This is a genomic window from Edaphobacter sp. FHG110511_03, assembly GCF_059115365.1.
Map to the genome: position 1 here is coordinate 2213042 of NZ_JBZYWL010000001.1, position 13250 is coordinate 2226291.

The window sequence follows — 13250 nt, forward strand, 5'->3', positions numbered from 1 at the left end:
ATCCTGCTAAAACGATCTTTGAAGATTTTGCGCAACCATATACGGCGGGAGGGCTAGTGCTAAAGTCTTGAAGATGAACCGAAGAAAGTTTATTGGACTAAGCTCGTCGGTCGCCCTCGCCGCGGTGCAGCAGCATCCAGCCCGTTCGCTCCCGTTGGCCCCCGCCTCTCAGCGTCCCAACTTCCTCTTCATCATCGCGGACGATCTCATGTTCCGCACCATCCACTCCATCAACAACCCCGAGGTCCGCACCCCGAACCTCGACAAGCTGGTCCGCTCCGGCTGCCACTTCACCCACTGCTTCCATCAGGGAGGATGGTCCGGCGCCGTTTGTGTTCCCAGCAGAACGATGTTGAACACCGGCCTGTCGAGCTTCCGAGCCAACCGCAGCGATTCCGACAATCAGGCGATCGCCACGCCGGTGTGGGGCCAGACCCTGCGCGAAGCCGGCTACGACACCTACATCGCCGGTAAGTGGCATCTCGACGCCGTAACTCTTCAACGCTCCTTCAGCGAGATGGGTCCCGTCGCCCCCGGCTTTCTGCCGTCGACACCGGACATGTACAACCGCCCCGCACCGGGCAACAACTGGCAGCCGACGAACAAGGCTCTCTTCGGACATTGGCTGAAGCGCGGGCTATGGCTCAACCAGCGCAACGACGAGACCATCCAGCACTCGAGCGAGCTCTACGCCGACGCAACTATCGAGCACCTGACCAAAGTCGTGCCGCAAAAAAAGAACCCGTTCTTCATGTATGTCGGATTCAACGCGCCCCACGACCCGCGGCAGGCACCCCAGGAATATCTCGACATGTATCCAGTGGAGAAGATCGCTATTCCCCCAAACTTCCTGCCGGAACATCCCTTCGATCAGGGACAACACAAGACTCGAGATGAACTGCTGGCGCCGTTTCCCCGCACCGAATACGACGTTCGCGTCCATCGTCGCGAGTACTACGCGATCATCACCCACATGGACGCTCAGATCGGCCGTATTCTCGACGCCCTGAAGGCATCAGGCAAAGCGGATAACACTTACGTGATCGTCACCGCCGACCATGGACTTGCAGTCGGGGAACACGGATTGATGGGAAAGCAGAACCAGTATGAGTGCTCGATGCGAATGCCGCTGCTGATAACCGGCCCCGCAATCAAGGCTGGCAAACGCGTCGACGAGATGGTGTACCAACACTCGATGTACGCCACAACCTGCGACCTGGCCGGGGTGCCCATTCCGAAGCACGTCGAGTTTCCTTCGCTGGCGTCGATGCTCAACACCGACAATCCCCAACCCATCAACGATGCGATGTACGGCCGTCTGACCGACCTGCAGCGTTCCATTCGAACGAAGAGTCACAAGCTGATTTTTTATCCGCCAATCAACCGCTTCCAGGTCTTCGACCTTGAAAAAGATCCATGGGAGATGCATGACCTCGTCGACGATCCCGCATACGCATCCGTGAAGCAGGACTTAATTCAAAAGCTCAAAACAAAGCAAAAGGAGCTGGGAGACCCACTGGATCTCGATCACCCTTTCAAGCCAGCGCAAAGCGCCTGAGACGGGACGGTCGCCCAGGCCAAAGTTGAGTCGATACCAGGGTGCCCAATCATGCGGCTTTGTCGCATGATTGGGTTCGCTACGTCCCCGTTAGCTTTTCACCTTACATGGGAGTAGCCAAACCAACGCAAAGAAACAGATGCGAGCAGTGCGGCAAAAACCCGCAGGAATGCTCTTCTGCTGTCTGGAATCAGTTTCCGAGCTGTAGATTGTTGTAGTTCTGCTGGTCCATAGCAGGTTGAATGCTCACGGAGAGCACGTGATTGCTTCCGCCGCCGCTGGATACATTCCAGGAACTGATCCATCCCTTGAACGAAAGAGTGCAGATAGCGTCCTGCTTATGCTCGTCCTTCCAGAACTCGATCCTGATGTCCTTGACCTTGTCTTTTGTCGGCACGTTTGCCAGATCGAAGTATTTCTTCACCGTTGCAAAGGGAACATTTGTCGTGTCATGCATATCCGCCGAAAAATCCATCGCGTAGCTTAACGTAGCCATGGTGGGCATGCCGTACGTAGGATCTGTGGTTGAAATACCTATCTGTGTCGAAAATGCATTGAGTGTTACGCCGTCGACAGTGATAGTCGTATTCGAAGGACTAGCCATTGGATCTGCCTCCTGATTGTGTTTATGGCTTAGCTGCTCGCGATGCGAGCAGGCTGCGAATGTTGAGAATGGTGTAGCTTTTGCAGTGTGTATTTACAAATTGGGTGAGATCGTCGTTCACGGCATACTGTTTTTGCGAATCGTCCCAGCTCAAAATCACCGGCTCAGGGAACTCGTCACGAAGCGTGGAAGCCTTGTAAATCAAAATCAGATCGCTATGTTTGGTACGTGGCGTTGCTGCTCCAATGGCCTGCAGTCCGCCACACTCTTCTGACTCTGTGTGCCCCACTCCGAAGACGAGTAGAAATTTTGCTGGCGCATCGTCCGCAAGCTGGTACATCCCGCAGTAGAATTTCTTTCGCGGCGGCCCTTCCATAATCGGTGAACCGCCACCGTGGCTCTTGTCCTCTGCCTGAAAACGCACAGGCACGAAGGTAATCCCCGGTGCAACGACCACCTGGCTCCGCTCCACCTCCAGGTTGCCTGCCCCTTCAGGAAGCAGACGCTTGTCCAGTGAAGAGCTGATCTTCTCAACCTTCTCTGGCGCGACACGACTCAGGCTCTGCGCAGCCGATTGTAGAGCAGCAACGCAGACCATGATCGCAAGCCATCCAGCCAGGTATCTAGGGTGTCTCTTGTTCATAGTAGGTCGCCAGATTCGTGTCGTAGTGGTTCTTGCGATAGGAGGGGCCGTTGTACATGAGTGCAAAATCGGCCCAGTGCTTCTGTTGCAATGCTCGCGTCAAGGCTGGGGAAAATTTGATATAGGCCACAAATGCGCGAAGCTGTTGCTGCACAGACTGGCACATTGCATCCACAAAAAGATCAACGGTGCCAAACCCGGAGCGGGAAAAGTTATCGCCCAGAATTTGAAATGCTCCCCACGATGTAGCTCGAATTGCCGCTGTGGCATCCAGCGAATAGGCGCGTTGCAACCTATCGTATTGCGCTGCATATCGGCCATATCCTCCCTGCACAGGATTCGAAATACCCGGATCGGTACTGTCGTGACGACCGAACGTGTACTGATGAAAGAGATGGCGCTCAAAGAGAATTGAGGGCCGGTCGAGTTCGTCGTAAGCACCGCGAGGTGCTTCCTGCCTTGTGACAGCCTTGATAGCGCGCACCTCGCAGTTTAGTTCGGCGGCGGCTGTGAAATCATCTTCTATTAGCTTGGCCGCTCCTGTGCGTCGTGGCAGTTGTAATCCACCAGCGCCTCCAGCCATCAGCCGCTGAGCTGTGGTGCTCGTGAGTTGACGGAAGATTTCGCTGCGCGGCTCTACAGTGGCACGCGCAAAAGGCGATCGCATGATGCGGTGCTCAAATGCCTCTAATGCATTTCGTGTGGAACGATCGAACTGACCAGTGATCTGCACCACGATACCCGTGCGCGCCGCTTGTCGATCCAACAGCCGTTGGACCACGCGCACATCCTCGACCCGATTCGCCTTGCCTGGACCGACAGCGGAATGTAATTCGTCACCCATGGCCCCTCCTGCATTCGTCGATTCCCACAATTACGCAGGTTGCATTGTCACTACCGCCGTGTCAAGGGCGCGCTGCACAAAACCTGGCAGTGCTGGCCTTTGCCGGTGCCGTATTCATGCGGCTTTCATCGTAGGAGTGGGAATCCCTAAGCCCCCGCAGCGATTCGAAAATCTCTCTCCACCTCGGGTCCGAGCACCGCCAACGCCTTCTTATAATCCTCGCTCTCATACGCCGCCAGCGCGGCCTCGTAGCTGTCGAACTCCACCACCACCGTCATCTGTTTCAACCCTGCCTCGTAAGCCGTCACCTCACTCTTCGGCGACACTAGGGTCCGCGCCCCAAACTTGTCCAACGCAGGCACCGCCAGCGTCAGATAGCGGCCCATCATCGCCTCGTCACCAACGCTCCTGTACGCAACTACCCAATAACCCTTCTTCATCTCGCCTCCTCATCCTGCCCATTCAAGATAAACCGGATTTCTGGAACATCGCTCTCACCATAAGTGTCAAAGCACACATGGAGGGCCACACCATCTCCATAACATCCGGCAGCAGCAGGGAACTCCGCACCGAAATCAGCATCACCCACTCATCGACATCCTTCTCGGACCGCTGATCATCTTCATGGTCATCAGGGTGGGTGGCCCACACATAAGGTCTAACCAGGAATAGCGACGCGTCAATATTCACTTGACAGGGTATTTGAATAGGGCAATACTCTGCGACCAAGTAGAGGATCCTCCCCCTTAGGTTTCCAGTCTTACTTTGAAGCACTCCTCCCGACTGTCCAATGAAGCTGACACAGGCACGCGGACATCGTCCGCGCCGAAAGGAGCAAAGATGGCGAATCCCTATGAGCAGGGCATTCACGTGCTCACACCCGAACAAGCATTAAGCCGTCAAACGGAGGACTTGTTCGTCGAAGATGACACCGAGGTTGTCATCTCACCCGACCGACGGGAGTACGCACGATACTTCGCCCGCGTGAAGGCAAAGTCGATCAAAGATCTTCAGAACTTGGGCCTCGTGCCGCGAGGCGTGGGCGAAGAAGACCTCAAAAAAGCCATCGCGAAGGATGACGATGCGGCGCTCCAGAGCGGGCGCGAACTGCTGTCGCGATCCAGCTCGAGCCATTGCGGCTGCGGTGGCGACGCCAACCAGTCGGCATCGCCGCCATCCTTCCGAGATCAGCTGGCGCGCACCTACTCGAGTGTTCGAAAAGCCTATAACCCCGCACTCGCCGAGCTTCTGTCACGGCACCAAAAAACGGAGTTCAGCTGGGACAGCGTGCATCTGCAATCCGTACGCGGCTGGGTGTCGCGCGCCAGTCAGCTGGCGGCCGAAGTGTCCCTGATCTCGGCGCTCTTTCAGGACATCCGCATCGGGCGCGGGGCGCGCCTCGTCCTCGACCCCGGTACGACCGTCCTCTATGCTCGCGGAGTCTACATTCATCAAACCGGATCCCTGATTCACAAGGGATCGTACCTGCGGATCTGGGCCTCCTCGATCGAGCGATACATCGACTGGGGATCCATCATCGTGCAGCAAGAAGTGAAGTGGACGCTGGTCGGAGGGTAAGCACATGGCAATCAACATCGACAAGAGTGGCGCAACCGGCTCCGAAGGTGCAGCAGGATTTTCAGTCGGGGGTGTAGCGCCCAATGGTCTGAACGGCCAGGATGCAAACTGCAACTGGATCGACGACGATTGTGCTCGCGTCGGGCAACCGGGTGCCGATGGATTGAACGGCGGCCCGGGCAACGAGGGCGGCCCCGGAGCGGATGCGCCCTCTTTTCTCGTCATCGAAGTGACGAAGTTCGACTTCGACGTTTCGGTTACCTTGCGCGGCGGCGCGGGCGGCAAAGGCGGCAAAGGCGGCGATGGCCAAGCTGGCGGCAAGGGAGGCCGCGGTGGAAACGGTAACGACTGCGAGCTCGGCCGACACGGGGGGAACGGTGGCAGAGGCGGAGATGCTGGTGCCGGTGGAAAGGGCGGTCGCGGCGGCCGCGCAGGCAAAGTCAGCGTGATCATGCAGCAGGCGGCGAACCCGACGGCTATGTCCTTCAGTGTGTCAGGGGGCAAAGGCGGCCTTCCCGGGGACAACGGCACGCCGGGTGGGCGCGGCGCTCCCGGAGACGACGGATCGACGACGGGAGTGTTCTCCACGAGCAGCGACTGCGAGGACCAGGGACCTCAAGCGCAGTGGGGTGGACAAGGCAATGTACCGAACAACCTGGGCTCAGGCGCGGACGGTGCGGACGGCCCGGCACCGGAGTTCAAGGTTGTACCCGCGTAGAGCGCTATATTCCCTCTCGCTCACCGTGCATTCGCAAGGCACTTGTTATGGGCCGCGAGCGCATCGGACAGGCACGTGTCCGGAACGTACGGTTGCCCTGGGGACCGCGGAGGCGGCGCCTGCGTCCGGCACGCCTGCTGTTGTTGCTGATAAGTCGTCATGCAGGTGGAAGCGTCGGTCCGGCTGGCTCGCGACGAAGAAGCTGCCGATCCGCTGCTGCTCTCGGAATCCTTGTAGCACGCCTCGAAGATGGACTTCGCAGCATTCTTGCAGGTCTTGCCTTCGTCGGGCGAAGGACACGCCCTTTGCAGGTCTTCGCGAATGCTCTTGCAATAATTTTTGTCGCCCGTGGGCGATACGATAGCGCTCTGCGCTGACTCACCCGTTGCAGCCGCATCAGCGCAACGGAACTGGTCCTTGTTCGAATCCCAGATCGGTTTCGTACCAGCCTTCGGGCATTGTCCTGTACAGGCAACAGAGAGTGTCGTGAGCACAATCGACAGGGTGAGATGTTGAATCTTCATGGTGGCCTCCGGATGGAAGCGCGCTGGGGTCAGGCCCCTGCAGGTGGGCGTGGTCTCAGTAGCGACCTGCTAGTTAGATGCGGAATCACAGCTCTCCGCGAACCAGGAGGGCAACTGCTTGATAGGACGGGTGGCCCCGATCTGACCTAACATAATCGGGTGCCACCATCTTCGGCGCGAAGGCCCTAAGGTGGGATCATCCGAGCGAAGCTAAACGGCTCGTCTCACTACCCTCTCACCTTATATTTGTCGATGAATTCTCGCCGCAGCTCATTGCCCATCCCGGGCTCCTCTGGAGCGGGGATCACTCCATTCACTAATCGCAATGTCTCCACGTGCGATGTATCGTTCTTCAGACTCCCCGACTCCATATAGATCGCGTTCGGCATCGCCAGAAGCATGTGCATGTTCGTAGGCGCTCCTCCATGACTGGCAAGCTCCACATGGAAAGCATCCGCGATAGCTCCAATCTCCATCCACTCCGTAACTCCGCCGGCGCGTCGATTGTCTGGTTGCACCACGTCGGCGCCCCCAAGACGGAGCAGCTCAAGGAACTCATACCTGCCGTAGAGATTCTCCCCCGTGGCCACTCGAATATCCAGCTCATGCGCCAGCTCGCCGAACTGTCGCATCGCGTCAGGCATCATCGGTTCTTCGTACCAGAAGCAGTTCATCTCCTGATAGACACGTCCGCGTGCAAGCGCATCGGTAAAGTTAAACACCTGATTGGCATCGACCATCAGCCGCCGATCTTTCCCCAGCAGCTCCTGCGCTGCCTTGATTCGCTTGATGTCGTCGTCCAGCGAAGAGCGGCCTACCTTGATCTTCACCGCATGAAAGCCTTCCGTCAGAGCGCCCTCAATCTGCTTCTTGTACTCCGATAGATCGTCGTCGTTGTCGTAGTACCAGCCGCACATGTTGTACGTCGGAAGGCTGGTCTGGTATCCACCCAGCAAACGATAGACGGGCATCTTTGCGAGCTTTCCGACGATGTCCCAAAGCGCCATGTCCACCGCGGCCATCGCACAGGTCACAAGGCCAGACGTCCCGCTGTACTCAGCGGCACGCCACATGTCTTTGCGCAGCTTTTTCGACAGAGTGGGGTCCTGCCCGATCAGCGCCTGCTTCAACATCCCTTGCAGAATGTCCTCGACCACTTTGGGGCCGCCCGATTCAAAACCAAATGAGATGTAACCCCAGCCTGTAATGTTGGCGTTTGTCGTAAGTTTCAAAACGACGCCGCCGCTCTCGGCACCAAAGCGATGGATTGCATCCATGAAGTACTTTCCGGGAGGCATCTTCAGAACCTCGGTCTCCATGCCGGTAATCTTCAGTCCCTGCGTCACCTCTGCGGCCAGCGCGTGGAGCTGGGTGCCAAGGGGTAGAGTTGCGGCTACGCCCGCCGTGAAGAAATCCCGTCTGTTCACAGAAACCTCTCAATTTTGAATGCCGTTGTTGGTCTTCGTCATTCGTTGATCTTCAAGCGAAAAGGCTAACATGCCTCGCCAATCGATTCAGGTGCACCGACGGTGTCCTCAACGGATCACTTTCCTTGTACATCGACCTGCGACGGGTTATATTGGGCATCCGGCCCAGGGCTCCCCCCAAAAAAAGATCCAACGAGGTTCCTGACATGATCCTTCTCCGCGATCGTAGAAGAGGTTTGCGTTGTCTCTGGGCTCTCTTGCTTACGATAGGACTGATTCCCGTTGCGCAGGCTGAGCTTTCCCTGCCTCTCACATTGGGCTGTGGTTGGCCTTTCAAAACCACCCCTGAAACCCTCAACGTCATGTATCCCGATGCGAACGCCATTTATTGGACCACTCCCTACATCCAGCTCGCAGGCAGCAGCCTCGAGATCAGAGGCGATTTCTTTCCCGCGCGCTTCCTCTCCATCAACACCTATAATTCGCAAGGCAACTCCCTCAGCTCCATCTACGACGTTAAGTTTGTGCTCGACAAGGGGAGCGAAAATCCCTTCAACACTCCCAGCGCCTCCGGCGGTAGCTTTCACGCAACCATCGTTCCCAGCCCTACCCCAATTCCGCCATCACCTCCTACAAGCCCCGACATCCTCTATGGCCCGCAGACCAACCAGTTTGGTTTTGCCCAGGGATACGTCGTCATTCGCGCCTACATCCCCTTCGACCCGAATGTAAGTCAAAGCGTCCTTCCAAAGATCACCATCCTCTTCGACGGTCATCCACTCAAGACCGTTCCTCCGTGCAAGAACCTCTCGAACAGTCTCCGTCTGCTCCTCTATAACGCGCTGATTCGTTCCTGGAACGGCAACTTCAACGCACCCGGAGCCACCGAGCCCACTCAGCTCATGTTCCGCCCTCCCGTAGGCAATCAGGCCAGCGGAGCCTTCCCCAACGACTTCAACAAGTACGTTGTCACGGGCATGACCTATCAGAAAGGAGTCATCGCCGTAGTGCGTGGCCGCGCTGCTACGGTGCCTTCAAACGGGTCCAACAACTATCCGCTCCTGCAACCGGATCAGGAACTACGCTACTGGTCCATGTGTAACTACGACCACATCTTTCCTTACCCGGTCGTCACTCAGGGGAGCCAGACCGCCTGTGCCGCGGACGATCAAACGCCGCTCGACCACGACGGCTACTACACCTATGTCATCGCCGCGCCGCGTGATGTCCCTGCCAACGCAAAGACCGACCCGACAGTCACGTTGCTTCCATGGGGGCGGACCCAGTTCACGAAGGCCCTCATCTTCCGCAACATGCTCCCCGGCACCAACTTCACCATGACCACTCAGACGGCCAATACTCAATGCACTCAAGAGGGAATGTCCACCGAGGACAGCGCCACATGTACCGCAAACGTCATGGGACCGTACTATCCCAACGCCACCTACTGCCAGAAGACAGTCTATGAGGAGGGTGGTTGGCAGGCCTGCTTCCAGACTCCTGTGACAGTCAGGAGACAGTAGGCGTCCAGTGTGCGCCCGGTCATGCGATTCACGGCATGACCGGACGCCAGCGCCCTTGCGATATCCGATAACCAGCCTTGTACGAATTCGAGCTTTAGCTCGAGCCTCGTGGTGAGTGCGCAATTTCCGCAAAAATGATCCGTCACAAAACTCCCAACCGATCCTTCGCTCCTCCCACAGCCACGCTCCCCCCGCGGTATCCTTCTCCTACTATGGCCACTATCTTCAAAGGCCGTTACACCTCCCGCATCGACGGCCCCTTCGTCGTCTTCCTCATCGGCATACGCATCAACCGCCTGCTGGCCCCGCATAAATGGTGGGCCACCTTCCAGGCCATGCCGCCTATGATTCGCGAGCTCTCCGCCAACCCCTCGCTCGGCTTCCTCTCCGCCGAGTACAGCCTCGTCTGGCGCGGAGTCAACCTCATCCAGTACTGGCGCAGCTTCGACCACCTCCTCGCCTACTCCCAAGCCAACGATGCCAAACACCTTCCCGCGTGGAAGGCCTTCAACCAGAGCGCGGGAAACGCGGACGGCGTCGTCGGCATCTGGCACGAGACCTATCAGGTCGCCGCGGGACACTCCGAGTGCATCTACGCCAACATGCCGCGCTACGGTCTCGCCCGCGCCGGAACCCACGAGCCGGCCACCGGCCACCTCCGTGACGCCAGCACTCGTATGCAGTCGTAACCCCGAGAAGCTTTGCTGGAGAAGGGCTCGCATGCGTGGGTCGGACCGCTGTCAACCCTCAATCGGATGCAAACCTAAGAAAGCAGGCCTCATATCCAGCATTCGACGCAATACGGCATCGAATTTGTTTCCATCTATTTTGGGTTTATTCATGCGAATATTCTAGGCGAACAAAATCCTGTCCTAATTGAAGGTTTCCGGATGTTAAGAAACTGGCCAATCTTGTTGCTTGCTGTCGCTTTGCTCGCCGTTATCGGTGTGTCCTGCTATACAGATCCAAGCAATAATGCAAAGCAGAAAAGCACAGAGTATATTCCTTCCACTGCAAGGGTTACCGCAAATCAAACAACTCAAACCGGCCAAAATGCACAAACATCCGAGCGCCCTCCATTTTGGCTCAAAGTATTTCACTGGCCTGATGGTGTCACGGCCCTCGCTGTGATCTTGACGTTGTTCTTCATTGGATGGCAAGCCATGCTCACTCGGCAAGCCATTCTTCTTACCGAAAAATCCTCCAAAACGGAACTTCGCGCTTATCTCTCGGTTGCGATAAATAGTGGGACTTATCAAGAGAGGGATAAAAACATCAAGTTCTCTGGAATTCCTATTTTGACGAACATAGGAAGAACTCCCGCTCATAACGTGCGATACAGAACTAATGCGGCTATTTTGAGAGAACCTCTGCCGCCCAATTTCTCTTTCGCCGCTGGACAGGAAGAAATCGGAAGTTACGCGCTCGGAATGAGCCAAACATTCCAGATTACTGCGCTTTTTGACGACTTCATCGATTCTCAGGACGTTAATTCGGTCATGACCGCAACAAACAACAGGGCTTTTTACTATTGGGGATTAATTAGGTACGAAGATGCTTTCGGGGATTCCCACACCACTGAATTTTGTCACCGCTTGTATTTCACTCCTTCCGGGGAGGAAGAGTGGAGGGTGAACGGAACATATGTTCCCGGGCACAACAAAGCAACATAAAGACAGAAAGCGAAACGTCCATTTTCTGGACATGTAGAAACTCCTAGCTGTATCAAGGAATTTCTAAAAATATTCGGTCCCGCATGAGTGAAGGGCATAATTCTTAAAAAAGATAAGGGGTACCTCCCAAGGAAGAGCCTACCCCATCGCAACCCCGTGACTGACGACGATGCTCTGACCCGTCAGCGCCAGCGTCTTCTGCCCGGCAAGAAACACCGCGGTCTCTGCAATCTCGTCCGTAGTTGTAAATTGTCCATCCACCGTCTCTCGAAGCATGACTTTCTCCACCACATCCTTCTCGCTGAGGTTGAGAATCTTCGCCTGCTCCGGAATCTGCTTCTCGACCAACGGCGTCCGCACAAATCCCGGACAGATCACGTTGGCTCGCACGCCATGCGGAGCACCTTCCTTGGCGACAGCGCGGCAGAGCCCGACGATTCCATGCTTCGCGGCCACGTAGGGTGCTTTTAACACCGAAGCCATCTTCGAATGGATAGAACCCATATAAAGAATCGACCCACCTTGTCCGGACGCGTACATGTGCCGCAGACTAGCCCGCGTCGTCAGAAACGCTCCATCCAGATGCACCGCGAGCACTCTCTTCCAATCGCTGAAGCTAACCTCGTGAACGCCGGCAATGTGCTGCACACCCGCGTTGCTGTAGAGAATATGCAGGGCTCCATATTCCCGAAGCACTCTCTCGATCCCCGTCTCGACAGACTCCTCATCCGTTACATCCATCGCGATGCCAAGCGCGTCTCCGCCGGTAGCTTTGCGAATCTCCGCAGCCGCGTCCTCCGACCGCTGTCGATCCATATCGGCGATCACGACCTTCGCACCCTCCTTCGCAAAGCGATGGACAACCGCGTACCCGATCCCCGAGGCTGCACCAGTAACAACCGCCACTTTTCCTTCAAGCTGCATCTTGCCTCCTCTTCCCACAGGCAAACGATACTCCGACTACAGATGTTGGCTGATGTTGATTTTTAAAATCCCATGAACAACCTGCTCATCCAAAGGTCACAACGATGCAGTCAGGCAGCCGACAAGTGTCGCCAACGACTTCGCATTCTCTGTGATTCAGTACGTGTATGACCAAGGAGCCGCATCCATGGGCCGACGCGATCTGTTGCAGCTTCTTCTGCTCTCTGCCGTGTGGGGAGCGTCTTTCATTCTCATCGAGATCACCGGCCGCAGCTTTCCGCCCGCCTGGGTCGCGCTGCTGCGCCTCAGCTTCGGCGCGGCCTTTCTCTGGAGCGTTCTGTGGCTGCGCCGTCGCACGCTTCCGCCGCGCAGGCTGATCGTCCCGCTGTTGCTGGTAGCGCTGTTCAACAACGCGATACCCTTCTGCCTCTTCGCTCTCGGCGAGCAGACTGTCCCAAGCGGCATCGCCGCCGTGCTCAATGCCACTATGCCAATCTGGACTCTGCTGCTGACCCTCGCCGTGCAGAGCACCCGTCCTGCGCGCCACGTCGTAGTTGGCATTGTCCTCGGCTTCGCCGGAGTCCTCACCGTCGTGCTTAGTCATGGCAGTCAGGCGAACGGCAGCGTGACCGCAGCGCAATTCTCCCTCGGTGTCACCTTCATCGTGATCGCCACGCTCGGCTACGCTATCGCCACCGTCATCGCCAAGAGCCGCCTCCAGGGCCTTGATCCTATCGGCCTGGCCACCACGCAGCTCTCCCTTGCATGGCTGATGATCCTGCCTGTCGCAACCTTTGGCCCGCACCCCGGCGCCATCGCGCGCAGCTCCATCTTCGCCGCCAGCCTGCTGGGAGTCGCAGGCAGCGGCCTCGCCTATCTGCTCTACTACGATCTACTCAGCCGTATCCCATCCACCCACGTCGTTGCAGTCACCTACCTGCTACCCATCTGGGGACTCTTCTGGGGCTACGTCGCGCACGAACCCATCCTGTGGACGGCCTACCTTGGAGTCCTCATCGTCATCGCCGGCCTCGCCCTGATGAATCGCTCCGCCCCATCACCGGCTCCCATCGCATCGCGGGCACCAGCCGTCAAAGAAGCTGCTGCCTGTGATGCGAGGTGAAAATTTAATCTTCAGGGTTGAGTGCTACAGGCAGCCTCCCTACCTTGATTCGAGCGCGTTCAACCTTTACATAAAAATTATCGATTCACACGCGATCCCAAATTCACGAGA

14 protein-coding genes are annotated in these 13250 nt (G+C 57.0%); 7 read left to right on the forward strand and 7 right to left on the reverse strand.

Annotated elements, in window-relative coordinates; all coding sequences use genetic code 11:
* The first annotated feature begins 73 nt into the window (after nucleotides 1-73).
* A complete protein-coding gene (locus AC5S26_RS09035) occupies nucleotides 74-1558 on the forward strand; it encodes a sulfatase family protein (protein WP_494184520.1) in 1485 nt (494 codons plus the stop codon).
* Between the two features lie 190 nt (nucleotides 1559-1748).
* Here the strand turns inward: AC5S26_RS09035 and AC5S26_RS09040 are convergent, their stop codons facing one another.
* From AC5S26_RS09040 to AC5S26_RS09055, 4 genes are all read right to left on the reverse strand, one after another.
* Nucleotides 1749-2162, reverse strand: coding sequence for a hypothetical protein (locus tag AC5S26_RS09040; protein WP_494184521.1), 414 nt, complete (start codon nucleotides 2160-2162; stop codon nucleotides 1749-1751).
* A 22-nt stretch (nucleotides 2163-2184) separates the two neighbouring features.
* Nucleotides 2185-2805 carry a hypothetical protein gene (locus AC5S26_RS09045; RefSeq protein WP_494184522.1) on the reverse strand — a complete coding sequence of 207 codons (621 nt, stop codon included), beginning with the start codon at nucleotides 2803-2805 and terminating at the stop codon, nucleotides 2185-2187.
* Nucleotides 2786-3649: an N-acetylmuramidase family protein gene (locus AC5S26_RS09050; RefSeq protein ID WP_494184523.1), complete on the reverse strand. Its 864-nt coding sequence runs from the start codon at nucleotides 3647-3649 to the stop codon at nucleotides 2786-2788. The genes AC5S26_RS09045 and AC5S26_RS09050 overlap by 20 nt, the downstream gene beginning before the upstream one ends.
* A 146-nt stretch (nucleotides 3650-3795) precedes the next feature.
* Nucleotides 3796-4089, reverse strand: coding sequence for a DUF1330 domain-containing protein (locus AC5S26_RS09055; protein ID WP_494184524.1), 294 nt, complete (start codon nucleotides 4087-4089; stop codon nucleotides 3796-3798).
* A gap of 400 nt (nucleotides 4090-4489) precedes the next feature.
* On the opposite strand from AC5S26_RS09055, the gene AC5S26_RS09060 reads away from it, so the two are divergent.
* Together AC5S26_RS09060 and AC5S26_RS09065 are read left to right on the forward strand one after the other, a co-directional pair.
* Complete coding sequence (locus AC5S26_RS09060; protein WP_494184525.1) at nucleotides 4490-5227, forward strand: hypothetical protein; 738 nt, start codon at nucleotides 4490-4492, stop codon at nucleotides 5225-5227.
* A gap of 4 nt (nucleotides 5228-5231) precedes the next feature.
* Nucleotides 5232-5945 (forward strand): hypothetical protein, encoded by a 714-nt coding sequence (locus tag AC5S26_RS09065; RefSeq protein WP_494184526.1) that lies wholly within the window; start codon nucleotides 5232-5234, stop codon nucleotides 5943-5945.
* Nucleotides 5946-5965: 20 nt separating this feature from the next.
* Here AC5S26_RS09065 and AC5S26_RS09070 read toward each other — a convergent pair whose 3' ends face one another.
* Both AC5S26_RS09070 and AC5S26_RS09075 read right to left on the reverse strand, forming a co-directional pair.
* A complete protein-coding gene (locus AC5S26_RS09070; RefSeq protein WP_494184527.1) occupies nucleotides 5966-6469 on the reverse strand; it encodes a hypothetical protein in 504 nt (167 codons plus the stop codon).
* 227 nt (nucleotides 6470-6696) lie between these two features.
* Complete coding sequence (locus AC5S26_RS09075) at nucleotides 6697-7896, reverse strand: mandelate racemase/muconate lactonizing enzyme family protein (RefSeq protein WP_494184528.1); 1200 nt, start codon at nucleotides 7894-7896, stop codon at nucleotides 6697-6699.
* Between the two features lie 206 nt (nucleotides 7897-8102).
* Here AC5S26_RS09075 and AC5S26_RS09080 point away from each other — a divergent pair, with 206 nt between their 5' ends.
* The 3 genes from AC5S26_RS09080 (at nucleotide 8103) to AC5S26_RS09090 (ending at nucleotide 11092) form a co-directional block, all read left to right on the forward strand.
* Nucleotides 8103-9419: a hypothetical protein gene (locus AC5S26_RS09080; protein ID WP_494184529.1), complete on the forward strand. Its 1317-nt coding sequence runs from the start codon at nucleotides 8103-8105 to the stop codon at nucleotides 9417-9419.
* Nucleotides 9420-9553: 134 nt separating this feature from the next.
* A complete protein-coding gene (locus tag AC5S26_RS09085; protein ID WP_494184530.1) occupies nucleotides 9554-10108 on the forward strand; it encodes a DUF4188 domain-containing protein in 555 nt (184 codons plus the stop codon).
* Between the two features lie 222 nt (nucleotides 10109-10330).
* On the forward strand, nucleotides 10331-11092 hold the full coding sequence (locus tag AC5S26_RS09090) for a hypothetical protein (RefSeq protein WP_494184531.1): 762 nt from the start codon (nucleotides 10331-10333) through the stop codon (nucleotides 11090-11092).
* 138 nt (nucleotides 11093-11230) lie between these two features.
* On the opposite strand, the gene AC5S26_RS09095 is transcribed toward AC5S26_RS09090, so the two are convergent.
* On the reverse strand, nucleotides 11231-12016 hold the full coding sequence (locus tag AC5S26_RS09095; RefSeq protein WP_494184532.1) for a 3-hydroxybutyrate dehydrogenase: 786 nt from the start codon (nucleotides 12014-12016) through the stop codon (nucleotides 11231-11233).
* Between the two features lie 187 nt (nucleotides 12017-12203).
* Between AC5S26_RS09095 and AC5S26_RS09100 the strand changes: the two genes are divergently transcribed.
* Nucleotides 12204-13139, forward strand: coding sequence for a DMT family transporter (locus tag AC5S26_RS09100; RefSeq protein ID WP_494184533.1), 936 nt, complete (start codon nucleotides 12204-12206; stop codon nucleotides 13137-13139).
* The last annotated feature ends 111 nt before the right edge of the window (nucleotides 13140-13250 follow it).